This window comes from Pontibacter ramchanderi (assembly GCF_002846395.1).
Classification (GTDB): Bacteria; Bacteroidota; Bacteroidia; order Cytophagales; family Hymenobacteraceae; genus Pontibacter; species Pontibacter ramchanderi.
The window spans coordinates 79,660-94,569 of sequence record NZ_PJMU01000001.1 but is presented as its reverse complement, the minus strand read 5'-3'; the positions used below and the strand labels follow the sequence as shown (position 1 = coordinate 94,569).

General features: G+C 53.6%; 19 protein-coding genes. 14 read left to right on the top strand and 5 right to left on the bottom strand.

All coding sequences use genetic code 11. The features are described from left to right. The first annotated feature begins 157 nt into the window (after positions 1-157). The 7 genes from BD749_RS00420 (at position 158) to BD749_RS00390 (ending at position 5,152) form a co-directional block, all read left to right on the top strand. Positions 158-502, top strand: a complete 345-nt coding sequence (locus tag BD749_RS00420; protein ID WP_101442415.1) for a hypothetical protein — start codon at positions 158-160, stop codon at positions 500-502. Positions 503-752: 250 nt separating this feature from the next. After that, positions 753-965 (top strand): Sec-independent protein translocase subunit TatA/TatB, encoded by a 213-nt coding sequence (locus tag BD749_RS00415; protein ID WP_101442414.1) that lies wholly within the window; start codon positions 753-755, stop codon positions 963-965. Between the two features lie 35 nt (positions 966-1,000). Beyond that, a complete protein-coding gene (locus tag BD749_RS00410) occupies positions 1,001-1,672 on the top strand; it encodes a DedA family protein (protein WP_101442413.1) in 672 nt (223 codons plus the stop codon). Positions 1,673-1,692: 20 nt separating this feature from the next. Continuing rightward, complete coding sequence (locus tag BD749_RS00405) at positions 1,693-3,117, top strand: dicarboxylate/amino acid:cation symporter (protein WP_101442412.1); 1,425 nt, start codon at positions 1,693-1,695, stop codon at positions 3,115-3,117. Positions 3,118-3,166: 49 nt separating this feature from the next. Continuing rightward, positions 3,167-3,661 carry a COG2426 family protein gene (locus BD749_RS00400; RefSeq protein WP_394341651.1) on the top strand — a complete coding sequence of 165 codons (495 nt, stop codon included), beginning with the start codon at positions 3,167-3,169 and terminating at the stop codon, positions 3,659-3,661. 61 nt (positions 3,662-3,722) lie between these two features. Further along, positions 3,723-4,682, top strand: coding sequence for a calcium/sodium antiporter (locus tag BD749_RS00395; RefSeq protein WP_101442411.1), 960 nt, complete (start codon positions 3,723-3,725; stop codon positions 4,680-4,682). A 71-nt stretch (positions 4,683-4,753) separates the two neighbouring features. After that, entirely contained in the window at positions 4,754-5,152 is a 399-nt protein-coding gene (locus tag BD749_RS00390) for a response regulator (RefSeq protein WP_101442410.1), read from the top strand. A 10-nt stretch (positions 5,153-5,162) separates the two neighbouring features. Here the strand turns inward: BD749_RS00390 and BD749_RS00385 are convergent, their stop codons facing one another. Together BD749_RS00385 and BD749_RS00380 are read right to left on the bottom strand one after the other, a co-directional pair. Then, positions 5,163-6,275, bottom strand: a complete 1,113-nt coding sequence (locus BD749_RS00385) for a sensor histidine kinase (RefSeq protein WP_101443559.1) — start codon at positions 6,273-6,275, stop codon at positions 5,163-5,165. A gap of 189 nt (positions 6,276-6,464) precedes the next feature. Continuing rightward, positions 6,465-7,724, bottom strand: a complete 1,260-nt coding sequence (locus tag BD749_RS00380) for an OmpA family protein (RefSeq protein WP_101442409.1) — start codon at positions 7,722-7,724, stop codon at positions 6,465-6,467. A gap of 328 nt (positions 7,725-8,052) precedes the next feature. Here BD749_RS00380 and BD749_RS00375 point away from each other — a divergent pair, with 328 nt between their 5' ends. Together BD749_RS00375 and BD749_RS00370 are read left to right on the top strand one after the other, a co-directional pair. After that, positions 8,053-8,307 carry a hypothetical protein gene (locus BD749_RS00375; protein WP_101442408.1) on the top strand — a complete coding sequence of 85 codons (255 nt, stop codon included), beginning with the start codon at positions 8,053-8,055 and terminating at the stop codon, positions 8,305-8,307. A 360-nt stretch (positions 8,308-8,667) separates the two neighbouring features. Further along, a complete protein-coding gene (locus BD749_RS00370) occupies positions 8,668-9,015 on the top strand; it encodes a hypothetical protein (RefSeq protein WP_143741201.1) in 348 nt (115 codons plus the stop codon). A 561-nt stretch (positions 9,016-9,576) separates the two neighbouring features. On the opposite strand, the gene BD749_RS00365 is transcribed toward BD749_RS00370, so the two are convergent. After that, a complete protein-coding gene (locus BD749_RS00365; RefSeq protein ID WP_101442406.1) occupies positions 9,577-9,843 on the bottom strand; it encodes a hypothetical protein in 267 nt (88 codons plus the stop codon). A 220-nt stretch (positions 9,844-10,063) separates the two neighbouring features. Here BD749_RS00365 and BD749_RS00360 point away from each other — a divergent pair, with 220 nt between their 5' ends. Further along, positions 10,064-11,326, top strand: coding sequence for a cation:proton antiporter (locus tag BD749_RS00360; protein ID WP_101442405.1), 1,263 nt, complete (start codon positions 10,064-10,066; stop codon positions 11,324-11,326). A 68-nt stretch (positions 11,327-11,394) separates the two neighbouring features. Continuing rightward, positions 11,395-11,997, top strand: a complete 603-nt coding sequence (locus BD749_RS00355) for a hypothetical protein (protein WP_101442404.1) — start codon at positions 11,395-11,397, stop codon at positions 11,995-11,997. A gap of 142 nt (positions 11,998-12,139) precedes the next feature. Here BD749_RS00355 and BD749_RS00350 read toward each other — a convergent pair whose 3' ends face one another. Both BD749_RS00350 and BD749_RS00345 read right to left on the bottom strand, forming a co-directional pair. Further along, entirely contained in the window at positions 12,140-12,634 is a 495-nt protein-coding gene (locus BD749_RS00350) for a hypothetical protein (RefSeq protein ID WP_101442403.1), read from the bottom strand. Positions 12,635-12,763: 129 nt separating this feature from the next. After that, the gene (locus BD749_RS00345) at positions 12,764-13,153 is read right to left on the bottom strand and encodes a hypothetical protein (protein WP_101442402.1); all 390 of its coding nucleotides are present in this window, start codon (positions 13,151-13,153) and stop codon (positions 12,764-12,766) included. 162 nt (positions 13,154-13,315) lie between these two features. Between BD749_RS00345 and BD749_RS00340 the strand changes: the two genes are divergently transcribed. From BD749_RS00340 to BD749_RS00330, 3 genes are all read left to right on the top strand, one after another. Further along, positions 13,316-13,741 (top strand): hypothetical protein, encoded by a 426-nt coding sequence (locus tag BD749_RS00340; RefSeq protein ID WP_101442401.1) that lies wholly within the window; start codon positions 13,316-13,318, stop codon positions 13,739-13,741. Positions 13,742-13,881: 140 nt separating this feature from the next. After that, complete coding sequence (locus BD749_RS00335) at positions 13,882-14,076, top strand: hypothetical protein (RefSeq protein ID WP_101442400.1); 195 nt, start codon at positions 13,882-13,884, stop codon at positions 14,074-14,076. A gap of 9 nt (positions 14,077-14,085) precedes the next feature. Continuing rightward, positions 14,086-14,802: a PRC-barrel domain-containing protein gene (locus BD749_RS00330; protein ID WP_101442399.1), complete on the top strand. Its 717-nt coding sequence runs from the start codon at positions 14,086-14,088 to the stop codon at positions 14,800-14,802. The last annotated feature ends 108 nt before the right edge of the window (positions 14,803-14,910 follow it).

Genomic DNA, 14,910 nt, shown 5'->3' with positions numbered 1-14,910 from the left:
GGCTTTTTGGTTGAAGGGCTGGCTGATGAAAAATACCCGGGAGCTGCCCGGTCCTTAAATTTTACTTTCCTGTGTACTGGCATCCTTGCAAATAGTAGTATATTTGCGATGGCTTATGCCTTTTATTTCGTCTAAATATTGCTTCCTGAGACATTTCATGATGTCGCTTGCGCTGCTCTGGGCCTTGCTTTTCCATAGCACGGTTGCCTATGCCCATGACACGACGGCTTCAACCCAGAGCTCCTTCGATGAGATAGTGCAGCAGGACCCAACGCACGGCGATAAGTCTGTGACCGGTCTGCAGTCGGGTGAGCTATACCTGGCGCAGGAAGGCACAACCAATGCACTTACCTACAGTTTGCAACCGGCGGCTACCATTACGCGAACACACGCCGTCCGTTTCATCAGCCACCAGGCGATGCCCCCCTATGCGGCACGGGCACCCGGCGATAGTTTTTTCTGTCAGTTTTACTATACATCCAGCCAGCCCCAGGCCCCCTAGGCTGCCATTTCCCTTTTCCGTTTAAGCCGGCCCAATAGCCTATTCTGTTGCTATGTCCGGTGCCTGCAGGTATAGCCAGCGCTGCTATGTCACCTGCCTTTCCCAATTTCAAGATCCATTAGCTGCCAGCGTTTGTTGTGCAGTTCCGGCAGCCTGCCTTTGGTAGGTCTACCAGCCCTTCTTGTCTGTTTTGGCAGTGCAAAAGGGCATTTACTGTTTTTTTTAAAACTGACTTCAATCCTATCCATTTATGAACGGTATCGGAATTTTCGCATTTGTTGGCAGCCTTGGAGGCGCCGAAGTAACCATTATCATATTCGCCATTTTGCTCCTGTTTGGCGCCAAGCGCATACCTGAACTGGCCCGCGGACTGGGTCGTGGCATACGGGAGTTTAAAGACGCCACCAACGAGATCAAAAGCGAGCTCGACAAGTCGGTGCAGGACAAGGATCAGAAAAAATAGCAGGCTTGCCCGCCACCTCTAGCGCTTCCTTTTAGATGGATATCCTGTATTACCTGATCGATTTCGTTCTGCACATCGACCAGCACCTGGTACAACTGGTGCAGGACTATGAGCAGTGGATCTACCTCATCCTGTTCGTCATCGTGTTCTGCGAAACCGGCCTGGTCGTCACACCCTTTCTGCCAGGCGACTCGCTGCTTTTTGCGCTGGGGGCGCTGACCGCCATACCTGCCTCGGGCCTCAACCTGCTGCTGGTCATGGCCCTGCTGATCGTGGCCGCCATCCTGGGCGATTCATTCAATTACTATGTGGGGAGCAAAATCGGAAGTCGCATTTACCTGCGCGACTTCTGGTTTCTGCGCCGCACCCATATCGACCAGACCCAGCGCTTCTACGAAAAGTACGGCGGACGCACCATCATCTATGCGCGCTTTGTGCCCATCATCCGCACCTTCGCCCCTTTCGTGGCCGGGGTGGGTAAGATGAATTACAGGCGCTTCTTCAGCTTCAATGTGGTAGGCGCGCTGATGTGGGTGGTGTTCTTTATGCTCATGGGCTACCTCTTTGGTAACCTGCCGGCAGTCAAACGCCACTTCTCGCTTCTTATCCTGGCCATTATCGTGCTGTCGATGGCGCCGCCAGTGGTGGCCGCCCTTAAAAACTGGCTCTCGAAGAAAAGCCCTCCTCAGATCAAACAAAACAATTAAGCTTTCAGACAACTACACTTATGAACAAGGCCATTCTGCCACTGGCAACCCTGATCTGCATCAGCATTGCCGCCCTCCTCACGGTGCTTCAGCAATACGAAATTATTGCGCTGTCCACCGAAGTGCTCACCACCACCCGCTGGGCTGGCACGGGCGTGCTGCTGCTCTACGGTCTGCAAAAGCGAAACCTCACCACCTGGATCCTGATTAGCATGGTGGTGGGCGCCCAGATCGGCTATGACTTTCCGCAGGTTGCCCAGCACCTCAACGTGCTCAGCAAGGTGTTCCTCAAGCTCATCAAAACCATCATTGCGCCGCTCATCTTCGCCACCCTGGTGGTAGGTATAGCCGGGCACGCCAACCTGAAGCAGATCGGCAGCATGGGCTGGAAAGCGATCCTTTACTTTGAGATCGTGACCACGCTGGCCCTGTTCATCGGCCTGGCCGCCATTAATATCAGCAAGGCCGGCGAGGGCATCGACATGACAGGTATAGCCGAGACCGAGGAGATACAGGCACCTGCCAAACAGACCTGGGCCGACATCATCCTACACGTGTTCCCGGAAAACATTGCCAAGTCCGTGGCCGAGGGGCAGGTGCTGCAGATCGTGGTGTTCAGTGTGATCTTTGCCATTGGACTGGCCATGGTGTCGGAGCACAAGCGCAAGCCTATGCTCGACTTCTGCGAGAGCCTGTCTGAGACCATGTTCAAGTTCACCAACATCATCATGTACTTTGCGCCGGTTGGCGTGGGTGCGGCCATCGCCTATACCGTGGGCCACATGGGCTTTGGTATTTTGGTGAATCTGTTCCAGTTGCTGGCCACGCTCTATGTGGCGCTGCTGGCCTTTGTGCTGCTGGTACTGCTGCCGGTTGCCCTTATTGCCCGCATTCCGGTCGTGCGTTTCCTGAAGGCGATTTCGGGTCCGGTGTCGATTGCCTTTGCTACGACCAGCTCGGAGGCGGCCCTGCCGCGTGCCATGGAGGAAATGGAGAAACTGGGGGTACCGCGCCGCATTGTGGCCTTTGTCATGCCAACCGGTTACAGCTTTAACCTCGATGGCACTACGCTATACCTGGCGCTGGCCGCTGTATTTGTGGCCCAGGCCGCCGGCATCGACCTGAGTTGGGAGCAGCAGTTGCTGATGGTGTTCACGCTCATGCTCACCAGCAAAGGCGTGGCCGGCGTGCCGCGTGCCTCCCTCGTGATCCTGCTCGGCACGGTTGCCTCGTTCAACCTGCCGGTGTGGCCGCTGTTTGCCATCCTGGGTATCGACGAGCTGATGGACATGGCCCGCACTTCCATTAACGTGACAGGCAACTGCCTGGCCACCGCGGTGGTAGCCCGCTGGGAAGGCGAGTTCGAACTGCAGCCCGAATCAGGCCTGGTAGAGACAACAAATCCGGAACTGGTGAAAGAAGAAGAAAAACATGTGACGGTTTAGCGTACCTTTGCAGGCCGTTTTACACGAAAAGACAAGATTACAACGTTAAATGGCGGCCATACCCGGCCTGATGACCATGTTAGAAATACTGATTTATACGTTCCTGCTTAGCATCTCCCCTTTTGGGGAGGCGCGTGCGGGCATTCCCTACGCCGTGCTGAACGACATGCCTGTGTTCTGGGCCTTTGTGGTGGGGCTGATCGGCAACCTGCTTATTTTCCCACTGCTGGCCTGGCTGATCGAAGCTTTCAGCAAGAAGCTCTGGCCGAACCGGGTCTACAAGAAAGGTGTGGTGAAGCTGGGCCGGCGCGCCAAAAAAGGTGTTGGCTCCGAGGTGCAGAAGTACGGATTCTGGGGACTGATGGTCTTCGTGATGATTCCGCTGCCTGGCACCGGCGCCTACATGGGCACTATTGCCGCCTACCTTCTCAACATCAAACGCGGCAGGGCCTTTCTGGCAGTCAGTATGGGAGTTATTATCTCATGCCTCATCATGGCGGCCGGCTCTTACCTGGGCAGCATGGGCCTGAAAACTTTACGCTAAAATTACGTTACCTGGCTTATCTCTCTTTACTTTATCACAAACCTGTGCTAAACCTACCGGCATGCTGAATATTCTCTTACTCTTAGGAGGCTTTGTGGCCCTCATCTTCGGGGCCGACAAGCTGGTTAGTGCTGCCTCCAGCCTGGCAAAAAAACTGGGCATCCCGAGCATCGTCATCGGCCTGACCATTGTGGCCTTTGGCACCTCAGCGCCAGAGCTGGTCGTGAACGTGTTTGCCGCAGCCAACAACAACACCGATATTGTGCTGGGCAACGTGATCGGAAGTAACCTGTTCAACGGTCTGGCCATTCTGGGTGTTTGCGCCCTGATCTATCCGCTCACGGTGAAGCGCAACACCACCTGGCTCGAAATACCGCTCAGTTTTCTGGCTGCCATCGCGGTGCTGTTCGTAGCCAACGACGTGTTTTTCGACGCCGCCTCTGCTAACCTCATTTCCCGCTCAGACGGACTCATTCTGCTGCTATTCTTCGCCATTTTCCTGGTGTATAACATCGTCATTGCGCTGGGCGGCAACGAAGACGATGAAGAAAGCGAAACAAAGGATTATACCTACCTGCAGGCCATCTTCTTTATCGCGCTTGGTTTGGGCGGGCTCATACTGGGTGGCAGGCTGATCGTGACGGGCGCCGTGAACATCGCGCAGGCTTTTGGCCTATCCGAGCGCATCATCGGCCTGACCATCGTGTCGGTGGGCACTTCGCTGCCCGAACTGGCGACGTCGGTGGTGGCGGTGCGCAAACGCAACCCCGATATTGCCATCGGCAACGTGGTAGGCTCCAACATCTTCAACATTTTCTTCATTTTGGGCGTATCCACGGTCGTGACGCCAGTGCAGGTCAACCCGGCCTCTTTTACCGATATTTTCATGAACATCGGGGCCTGTCTGCTGTTATTCATCTTTATTTTCGTGGGCAAAGGCAGGCAACTGGCGCGTTGGGAAGGCGGCGTACTGCTCTTACTCTATGTAGCCTACATCGCATTGCTGATCAGCCAGGAGTAGAAAAAACTTTGCGCCTTCCGTGATCCGTATTATATTGTACGTATTTTTGCCATAAATACAAATTTTATACGATGACTGCGATACCCAAAGGGCCTTACATTTTGTTGATTGACGACGACAGCGTGACGAATTTTCTGCACAGGTCCCTCATCAAGGATCTGAACAGGGGCTTTGAGATCGTTACCTGCGAGAATGGAAAAACGGGGCTGGAGTTTTTGGAGCGGGCCCTAGCAGTGAACGCGGTGCCTTATGCCATCTTTGTGGACCTGAACATGCCGGTGGTAGACGGCTTTAAGTTTCTGGAGTATTACGAGAAGAACAACTACCCAACCCTCTACCCCAGCCTGGTAACGGTGCTGACCACCTCCAACAACCCGCGCGATCTGGAGAAACTGGACGCGATCGATTTTGTCACCTACATGGGCAAACCCCTGACCAAGCAGCGCCTGATCGACTTTCTGTCCAAATAGCCGGAGCGCGCTAGGCTTTCAGGTATACCTTGAACTCGGAGCCTTCCCCAGCTTTGGTTTTCACTTCGATTTTGCCCTGCGCATTGTCGATGATGCGCTTGATGATGTAAAGCCCTATACCTGAGCCATCCACGTGGTCGTGGAAGCGTTTGAACATGGTAAACAGGTTTTTCTGATTTTCGGGCGAGATGCCCAGCCCGTTGTCCTTCACCGAGAGTACCACCCAATCGCCTTCGCGGTGTGTGCTCACCATGATCCTGCAGTCGCAGTCCTGTGAGCGGTATTTGATGGCGTTGCTGACCAGGTTGTATAAAATGCTGCGGAAGTTCTTGCGGGAGAACCGCAGGGATTTCACCTCGAAGTTGTGCTGCACCTCGCACGGAAACTCAAACGCTGCAAATAGAAAATTGACATCGGCCATGATGTCTTCAAACACTGGCTCTACGAGCACGTGCTCCGCGTTGCGCTCGGTTTCGATGCTGCGCTGCAGGCGACTAATGGTGGTGAGGTCCTCGATGGTGCTTTTGAAGCGGTTCACCGAAGTTTGGATGTGTTGTATGAGTTCGCTCAATTCCTCGTCGGCCATGCCCTTTTGCTCCAGGTAAGTGTCGAGTCGCTGGAGCAGGCCGTCGATGTTGAGAATGGGGGCCTTGAGGTCGTGGGAGGCGGTGTAAATAAAATTGTCGAGGTCGCGGTTGGTCGCCTCCAGTTCGTCGTGCTTTTTACGCAACGACTCTTCTGCCTGCCGGCGGTCGCTCAGGTCGCGGGTCACTTTGGTCAGACCGATCAGCTCGTTCCGGTCGTTGTAAATGGGTGTGAGCGTAACATTGGCCCAGAAGTGTGCGCCGTCTTTTTTGCGTCGCCAGCCCTCCCCCACAAAGTACTCCTGCGTTTTAGCCGCTTCCAGTTCCTGATCGGGGGCGCCATTGCGCTGATCTTCCTCCGTGAACAGCATGCCATAGTATTTGCCGACTACCTCCGATTCGGTATAACCTTTGAGTCGTTCTGCTCCCTCGTTCCAGGTTTCAATAATGCCGTTGGTATCCATCGCGAAAATGGCGTACTCTTTTACCTGTTCAATAAAGGTGGAGATAATGCGCTCTTTATAATCGTGTGACTTCATGGCTTTGTACACTACAGGGTGGTTGGGGATGTTTGTTTACCCCTAACGCGTATTGCCCGTTGAGGTTGGCAATAAATTGACACGGTGCTCCCCCATGCTTTGGCACAGAAAAGAACAGACAGGAAAGCTTCGTGGCTTCCCTGTCTGTTCTTATTTAGTTAAACGTGGTGTGGTGAATACTTCCGGTTGTTACTTTTTGGTGACCAGTACATCAATGCGCCGGTTCTGTGCACGGCCTTCTTCCGTTGTATTGTCTGCAACGGGGTGCTGCTCGCCATACCCTTCGGCCTCCAGCCGGTTGGCTGCTATGCCTTGTTGTTGTATGGCATTTCGCACAGCCTCTGCCCTGCTTTGTGAGAGTTTGAGATTGGCCGCCGGCTGGCCCACGTTATCCGTATAGCCGCCGATCTTGATGTTGACATTCGGATAGGCCTGCAGTATCTTGACAATGTTGTCGATCTGCTCCTGCGACTCCGGTTGGATGCGGGCACTTCCGGTCTCAAAATGCAAGCGGTCGAAACTGAACCAGGTGGTCTTATCCGGCACTTTACTCTTGTCTTCAATAAATGCCACCAGTTTGCTTTCAATGCCATCGGGCGGGATGTTCAGCACTACGCCTCCCGGAATTTCCCGCTCGGTAAAGTTAGCGTCAGATTGCCTTGTCTGCATTGGTTCTTCGGTGGTAGCAGGAGGCACCGTGGTGGTGGTTGGCTCTGTGGTAACGTTCTCTGCATCGTCGTTGCAATTGCGGAGCCCGAAAATAAGCAGCAACAGGGCCGCAATAGCCAGCAATGGCCAGAGCCAGTTTGTCTTTTTGCGAGGCTCCACCGGGGTATGGTGCACCCGCTCGGTAGCTGCGGCGGCTGCGGGTGCGGCGCTGGGTCTTTCGATGTGAGGTGCAGCGGCAGCGGCGGCGGCGCCTAATCCGCCTAAACCCAGCATACTGCCCAGCCCGGGAGGGAGCGCGCTCATGATTCCTGCTTTCTGGCTGTTCAGATAGCTGCTCAGCCCGGCCTCGTCCAGTTCATCATCGTGCGTCTTTTTCCCGAGAAAGCCCAATACTAACGGGGCCACATAAGCAAGTATAGCAGAAACGGACGAAGACTTTATACCTGCGAAATTGCTTATGCCGTCGTTCACCCGATCCACGTTATTGCCAAATATTTGCGAGAGGAACTGATGACCAACTGGCGCTGCAGCATCAGGCGCACCCGGCACGGTATTGCCCCAATTTGACAGCAAATTCCTGTCGCTACCCCGGATCATGTTATAGATAGAGCTCATCACACCTGGCTCGGAGGTGCGGCTAACTAATCCGGCCAACACAGTGGGGATGACGCCGCCAAAGGCTTTTGCAGTAGCAGGCTCGCTCTCGCCTAACTCTCTGCTGGTTCTTGAGATGAGGTCTGGGGATATATAACTCCGCAGCGACTCGAGTAATTCTGCCATATAATAATTCTGTAAAGTTGAACAAAGTAAATTATACTTTATACAGATTTTATCATATATAGTTGCTATATACGGCAGAGCAGATTCGTTGTAAGTTATTCATACACTGCATCTTAATACTATACCTACTGTTATAGATAGTGGTTGGCCGATAGAAGCATGTACGACTAATACAAATTATGACCTTTCACTCTATCCCTTATAATTTGCTGTTTACTATATTTGCCATTCAGGAGACTGTAATTATTTATACTTTAAATTAAGGACATATTATTATTGTTGCTCTTTCCTGCGTAAAGGAAATTAACCCCTATACTGTCTCGAAGGCATGAATGAATTAGTTGAATTTTTAAATAAACTTGATTCTTGCGAGTGCGATTTGGTAGTACTTACTTTCATCAGTGATGATCGCTTGTATTGCCGTTTCTTTCAGGGCGGAGTGTACAAAGACCGTATGTTCCTCAATGATTCGAACATCATTGCACAACTGCGTGCGGTATGTGGGGAAGGGGAAGAGATAGATACTGTTGGGATAAGCAAGCTCCGTAAAGTGTTGTCAACTCAGGCCAATGATCCTGCATAAATGAGATGGCCATCATAATCAATACATCCCTCTGACAGCTACCAGCTTAAACAGTAAAAACCCATCTATATAGATAAAGCCTTATATTTTTGCATTATTGCATTTTCCTGATGCAATTAGCAAAACAATTCCCTTGCACTGGCTTGTATTTGAAACCCACATAGCTTATGTTTAAGCGCATAATTTGCAATCAGGTCCTTAATTTGTGCTTATAGGATGAAATTTCATAAATCATCTTACTTAAAGCATTTTTTGGACTATGTGCAGATTGCATTTTTAGTGTGAAGACCAGTTATCACAGAAAAAAACGGGGTAAGGCCGAAAAACCACAGGAGTAGGAAATCTATATCAAATTATTTCATGAAACGAATCCCTTTATTGATGCTGTTGCTGCTGTTTGTAGTAACAATGAGTAGCTGTGACAAATGTGACGGAGAGAAGCCGAGAGCGAGGATCATCAACAATGGTACCGATGTAGCGAGTGTGCAGATTAAAACATCCGGTGGCAATACCGAGAACCTAAACAATGTACCCAAAGGCGCGGCCTCAGATTTCAGAAGCTACAATGCAGGCTCGGTTACCTTCACCGTAACGGTAGACAAGGTGGAGTACGTGGAGAACGTACCGATGAACGAGTGTTACGAATACGATATAGCCATTGATGCCAACAATAACATCACGACTGTTGCAAGGGACAGGAACGATTAAGCAGCATACACTGACGCGACTGAACGTTACATAACGGCATGCCGTAGAACAGATAATTTCCCGGTAAAAAAAGCCTGGCCCCCAAGGGCGCCAGGCTTTTTTGTTCCTGCCCAGGCTATGGTGTGTTGCTGTGATAAACTAAAAACGTGCTGCTCACATTTATAGCGTTTCTCCTATACTTTCTCCCCAAATTTTCATAAGCTCCCCCGCCCCTCTCAAGAGGGGAATTTGAGGCATTACCAGTTTCAGGTATAAGTCATTTAGTGTGCGTCGCACCATTGGCACACATCGAAAGACTAACTTGCCCCTTACGCTATGCAACAAACAGCCTTAGCCAGGTGCACCAAATGACACTCCACTGTTCGAGCGTTCAGCGAGTGGGGGTAGGGGCCCTCGATTTGGAGGGTCTTGACTTTTTTGCCTACTTTTTGTGTCAAGACAAAAAGTAGGGCCCGCCCGGCCAGGGCAAGCTATAAAACAGGATAAGTCAAGATTCAGACAAGCTGAAGCTACGCCAGGTATAGGTATAACCAAACTGCCAGCTATACCTATAGCTCCCCTTTATCTGGAAAGCTCTTCGATAATCCTGCGCTTCACCTCCCGTTCTACTTCACGTTCCACATTGATCGTATCCATCGCACCAATCCTGCTGGTCAGCGAGTCGATGCCGGTATAGCGTTCGAGTTCCTTATTGGCTGTGTGGTGCAGCGAGTCGATCACCACCGTGGCACCGGCTTCAGCTACACGGTAAAGGGCGTCTTCCAGGTTATGGTCCGGGGAGCAGGCAGTGGCACTTAAGGCAAGCGCGACATAAAGTAATTTCTTCATGGGCAAGGTATTTTCAGGACTAAGTTACCACCCAAAGCTGCAGCTTCCATACCACCACACCGCTGGCGCACGCCGTTTCGTACAGACAGCAGCCCTGGCAACCCATAAGGCAGTTACCAGCTGCCAGACGTGCCGCCCTTTCGTCAGCGCATTCCTCCCTCCATATCCCTTTACCCCCACCGCCGTATGGTGTTTAGCTTAACGCTATACCATCTGTACTATGGGAAAAGAAGATCTGAACACTGTACTCACCATACTGGGCGCCATGGTCCTGCTGATCGGCCTGAGCTCCAGGTGGCTGGAGAAAAGCCCGGTACCGGCTACGGTCATCGCCCTGCTGATCGGCATTTTGCTGGGCCCCGAAGTACTCGATGTCATCGACCTGACTGAATACGGCGAAAAGTCTACCATTCTGGAAGTGTCCGCCCGCCTTACACTGGGCATCGGGCTGATGGGTGTGGCCCTGCGCATACCGAAAAAATTTCCGCGTCAAAACTGGCGGCAGCTGCTCGTCCTGATCACAGGAGGTATGCTGCTGATGTGGGCCATCAGCACGGCGCTCATATACCTGGTACTCGGCCTTCCTTTCTGGCTGTCGGCCCTCATTGGCGCTATTTTAGCGCCCACCGACCCCATTGCAGCCAGCCCGATCGTAACAGGTCCGGTCGCCAAAAAAAACCTCCCCGACCGGCTCCGCCATACCATTTCCTTTGAGTCTGGTGCCAACGACGGCCTGAGCTACCTGTTTGTGCTTTTGCCACTGCTCATGCTCACCATGGTCCGCGACAAAGCCCTCTCGCACTGGCTCACCACCACACTGCTCTGGGAGGTGGTGGCGGCTACCCTGTTTGGCCTGCTGCTGGGTTATGTAGCCGGCAAGCTGCTGCAGGCCGCCGAAAAGCGCAATTTGATACAGGAGGAGTGGCGCCTGGTGTATACCGTAGCGCTCTCGCTGGTGGCAGTGGGAGGCGGAAAGCTCATCAAGAGCGACGAGCTGCTTATTGTGTTTGCCGCTGCGGCAGCATTTGTGCAGGTAGTAGACGAGGGCGACCGGGGCGAGGAGGAAAAAGGCCAGGAGGCAGTGAACCGTTTCTTCTCCTACCCTATTTTCACCTTACTAGGTGTAGCCATACCCTGGGCGGGATGGGCGGCGCTTGGCTGGAGCGGCATCGTGCTGGTTTTGCTGATCCTGCTGCTGCGGCGCCCTCCGGTGCTTTTGCTCCTCAAGCCGTTTCTGCCTGCGCTGCAAAGCAAGAAAGACGCACTGTTTCTGGGTTGGTTCGGGCCGGTTGCCGTTGCCGCCATCTACTATGGCTCCATGGCCGAGCACCGTTTGCAGGAGCCGCTGGTGTGGGATGTGGTCAGCCTTGTGATCTTCGCCTCTGTACTGGCTCATGGCTTAAGCGCCACACCGCTCAGCCGCCTCTATGGCAAAGAAACAGGTTACCGCAAAAAAGAGAAAAAGCAGAAGCGCAGCGACTGAGCGAGCCCGCCACAACCCATTTGCAGAACACCGACTTTTCCATACCTTGCAGCCTTAAATCGCCTCACATGAAGACGCTCCCATTCCGGTATGGCCGCATGCGGTCTGTCACGCTGTTGCTGCTAGGTATAGCCCTTTGCACCGGTCTAGGCTCCTGCGACAAGGAGCCTGAGTTCAACCTGCCGCCCATCACGCAGGAAGGCCGCAACACACTGGGCTTCAAGGCCAACGGCAAGGTATGGGTCAACCACGGCGACATCTGTAACTTCTTCGATTGCGTGGATAATTTCGTGGATGCCCGCCTGCACAAAAATCCCGACGGCACCCGTAGTCTCTTTGTCCGGGCTGAGTACCACTACAGCTTCAAAGACGAGAAAAAGTACATCTCCCAGAGCTTCTCCTTCAGCGCAAAAGACGTGAGCCAGCCCGGCATCTATACCCTCACGCCCGCCCACGGCGATATGGCGGCGCTGGAGGTCAACATGAGCCAGAACGATTTCTACCACCTCGTCAACGACGCGCAGCTCACCCTCCACGTCACAAGGCTCGATACCGTCAAACACATTGTGTCCGGGCAGTTTGAGGGCAAGCTGAACCACTACACCGACGGCACCAAAACCATGACCATTAGCGAGGGCCGCTTCGACACCAAGCTGACCTATACCTGGTAAAGCACTGCCCCGAGCTTGGGGGAAGAGATACCTCCATAAAAAAAGAGCCAGTCCGGAAAGGTCACACCGCCTCGCACGGTGCATCCCTTCCCAAACCGACTCTTCTGGCAGCAACCTGCTATGGGATCAGGCTGCCTTTGGGTTATACCGGCATTGCCTGCTTGCTTACCAGGCGCTGCTTGATGATGCCCTGCCATTTCTCGGCCAGCTGCAGCTCACCGCTCAGCATCATGCTGCCCTCCTTGTCGTAGAAAGGCAGGTAGAGGTTGCTGGCTTTGCCGCCGCTTACCGACAGGCGCAAACCGATCGTGTCGATGATGCGGTTGCCGTTCACGTCGCGGTGCAGGTTCTCCAGGGAGCACTGCTTCACCGTATCCAGGTCGATCACTTCTGCCTGCGTCTTCTGGCCGTCGAGGTGCCAGAAAAAGAGGCGGTTGTTCGTCTCATCCAGCCCGATGCCGTATTGCTCGTTCCAGAAATCATGCTGCCCCAGTTGCAGCCCGTGGCGGCTGGCCGCTTCCATAAATGGCTGCTTGGCCTTGTTTGCATTCGACTTTTGTTTGTGCTGTATGTAATAAATAGGAATAACGAAGAGGGCCATAGACAATATGCCCAGTACAATGGTGGAAGTATCCATTTTCTTTTCTTTTTAATGATGATGCTACAATGATTGGTACAGGTATTCCTGCCGGTGCCAGCCCGCTCTATACCTGCTCTTGCTGAAAAGCGGGGCCTGTGCCCTGCCTGGCATTAAAAAGAAAAGGAACTACCAGAAGTAGTGGAAAGGGAAAATGATGTCGCGAATGCGGAGGCCGGGACTGAACTGCCGGGCCCGGTGCAGGTAATCGGCCACCTGCAACTGTAGGCGGAGCTCCTGCGCCCACACCAAGGCTGCCGACCCCGAAGAGGACTGCTTAAGCGGTGCCGGCGGACTTGGCTGCCATACCCGTAGCTGCTCTTCGGGCTGCAGCAGGCGCATGCCCTGCTCGAGCTCGCCTTTGTCGAAGCGCGACAGATCGCCCTCCGCCGTCTTTACCTGAACGGCCTGCGCCTGCAGCTCGAACGCCGCCTGGGTCTGCAATCCGTAGAAAGCAAAAAAGAGCGAGAGCGCGAGCAGAATATTTTTGACAGCGTAATGCACGATGCAATATAACATTATTAAACCAGGCCAGTTCCTCCACAGCGGCAAAAAATTTGCACAACCTGTGTTTCCCGCCCCGGCTGCGCGCCCCGTAAACACCCCGTCCGGCGCAGCTATTGACACCGCGCTGCAACATCTAAGCCGCGCAGCCGATAAGTACATAAAGCCGTCTACTTTATGAGAACCATTCGAAAGCCATACAAACATTACCAGAACAGCCTGGGCCAGCGCTACTGCACGCTGCGCTACCTGGCCGACCGGAAAATGCTCAACATCATCTGGAAAGGAACCGCCACCGAAGAGAGCATCGAGGAAGTGGAGAAAGGCATTCTGCAGATGCTCCGGCAATTCCCCTGCCGCTCCATCATAAACGATGTGCAGGACTTTTTTCAGGCGCCAGCTGCCTACCTGGCCTACCTGACCTGGAGCGAGTGGGACAAGAATGTAAAAGATGCCTCGGCCGTGCGCTGCATTGCCCACGTGCTGCCCCCAGACGCGCCCATGCCTGCGGATAAGAAGCGCAGCCCCGGCTCACTGGAGATCAGATACTTCACGCATCTCATGGATGCCATGGAGTGGCTCAACCAACAGAAACTAACCTGAGCGCTCCGCTCCCCGGGCGGACAATGGCGGCTTTCAACAATCATCTCTGTAACACCGTATTAAGCACAACACCTCCCTCGGCTTCGGCGGCAGGCGCAGGTGAACGATCTAAAAAACTATGAAAAAAAGAGAAAAGAGACATGGCTGAAATACGAATCGAAAAAAAGAAAAAACCGGTGTGGCCCTGGCTCCTGCTGGTGGTTATACTTCTCCTGCTGGGGTGGGCTGTCTACGAATTTTTCCTGAAGGACGGGCAAGTACAGGCCCTTGCCGCTGTCAGCCAGCTGGTGCCGGCACCGAGCCCTGACCTGCGCCCCGATGTAACACACATTTAACCTGAAGTTATGAACGACAACGATTTTAGAAACGAAAGACTGGTGCCGCTGAGTGAACTGAAAGATTACGAAGTGGCCAAAAACAACACCGACGTGACCGGTTGGCGCGTGGTAGGCGCCGACGGCGAAAAGCTGGGCGACGTGAAAGACCTGGTGGTGGACATGGAAGCCATGAAAGTACGCTACCTCTCCGTGCTGGGCGACCACCGCTTCTTCGACCGCGACCGCGATACTTTTTTCCTCATCCCGATCGGGGCGGCCGCGCTCGACCGCAAAGGCAAGAACATCTTTGTCGCCTCTGTCGATGCCAACACCGTGGCCCGCTACCCGGCCTACCCCGGCGGACCGATCACCCCGGATTATGAGTATGCCGTGCGCGACAACTTCCGCCGTGCCCACCACGAAGCCCTGGGCGACAAAACAGAGTACAAGTCGGAGTTTGAAGATGCCCTGCACCGCGACACCGACACCACGCGCCGCATCAACCCGGACTTCTACAACGACGACTCGTTTAACGAAGACCGCTTCTATGCCGCGCAGGAACCCATCGTTGACCGCGACACCACCGTGCGGCGCGTCTCGGACCACACCGATAGCACCGTGCACCGCAGCAAGTCCGTGGAAGACTCCATCACCACCATTGAGCGGCTGGAGAACCTGCGCGAGCGTGGGTCCATTACCGAAGAAGAGTTTATCCTGCTCAAGAAAAGAGCCCTGGATTCCTAGGTCCGCCGACCTTTTTGCTATACCTGCAAAGCCGCACTGCGAACCGTGCGGCTTTGTGGTTTTCGGCGAACGGCGAACAAATCGAAAACAATGGAGTACACCAATTGA

Excerpts from the sequence above, each read along its gene's own strand:
- BD749_RS00420 (WP_101442415.1), top strand. The coding sequence starts at position 158 with ATGATGTCGCTTGCGCTGCTCTGGGCCTTGCTTTTCCATAGCACGGTT.
- BD749_RS00415 (WP_101442414.1), top strand. The coding sequence starts at position 753 with ATGAACGGTATCGGAATTTTCGCATTTGTTGGCAGCCTTGGAGGCGCC.
- BD749_RS00410 (WP_101442413.1), top strand. The coding sequence starts at position 1,001 with ATGGATATCCTGTATTACCTGATCGATTTCGTTCTGCACATCGACCAG.
- BD749_RS00405 (WP_101442412.1), top strand. The coding sequence starts at position 1,693 with ATGAACAAGGCCATTCTGCCACTGGCAACCCTGATCTGCATCAGCATT.
- BD749_RS00400 (WP_394341651.1), top strand. The coding sequence starts at position 3,167 with ATGGCGGCCATACCCGGCCTGATGACCATGTTAGAAATACTGATTTAT.
- BD749_RS00395 (WP_101442411.1), top strand. The coding sequence starts at position 3,723 with ATGCTGAATATTCTCTTACTCTTAGGAGGCTTTGTGGCCCTCATCTTC.
- BD749_RS00390 (WP_101442410.1), top strand. The coding sequence starts at position 4,754 with ATGACTGCGATACCCAAAGGGCCTTACATTTTGTTGATTGACGACGAC.
- BD749_RS00385 (WP_101443559.1), bottom strand. The coding sequence starts at position 6,275 with ATGAAGTCACACGATTATAAAGAGCGCATTATCTCCACCTTTATTGAA.
- BD749_RS00380 (WP_101442409.1), bottom strand. The coding sequence starts at position 7,724 with ATGGCAGAATTACTCGAGTCGCTGCGGAGTTATATATCCCCAGACCTC.
- BD749_RS00375 (WP_101442408.1), top strand. The coding sequence starts at position 8,053 with ATGAATGAATTAGTTGAATTTTTAAATAAACTTGATTCTTGCGAGTGC.
- BD749_RS00370 (WP_143741201.1), top strand. The coding sequence starts at position 8,668 with ATGAAACGAATCCCTTTATTGATGCTGTTGCTGCTGTTTGTAGTAACA.
- BD749_RS00365 (WP_101442406.1), bottom strand. The coding sequence starts at position 9,843 with ATGAAGAAATTACTTTATGTCGCGCTTGCCTTAAGTGCCACTGCCTGC.
- BD749_RS00360 (WP_101442405.1), top strand. The coding sequence starts at position 10,064 with ATGGGAAAAGAAGATCTGAACACTGTACTCACCATACTGGGCGCCATG.
- BD749_RS00355 (WP_101442404.1), top strand. The coding sequence starts at position 11,395 with ATGAAGACGCTCCCATTCCGGTATGGCCGCATGCGGTCTGTCACGCTG.
- BD749_RS00350 (WP_101442403.1), bottom strand. The coding sequence starts at position 12,634 with ATGGATACTTCCACCATTGTACTGGGCATATTGTCTATGGCCCTCTTC.
- BD749_RS00345 (WP_101442402.1), bottom strand. The coding sequence starts at position 13,153 with ATGTTATATTGCATCGTGCATTACGCTGTCAAAAATATTCTGCTCGCG.
- BD749_RS00340 (WP_101442401.1), top strand. The coding sequence starts at position 13,316 with ATGAGAACCATTCGAAAGCCATACAAACATTACCAGAACAGCCTGGGC.
- BD749_RS00335 (WP_101442400.1), top strand. The coding sequence starts at position 13,882 with ATGGCTGAAATACGAATCGAAAAAAAGAAAAAACCGGTGTGGCCCTGG.
- BD749_RS00330 (WP_101442399.1), top strand. The coding sequence starts at position 14,086 with ATGAACGACAACGATTTTAGAAACGAAAGACTGGTGCCGCTGAGTGAA.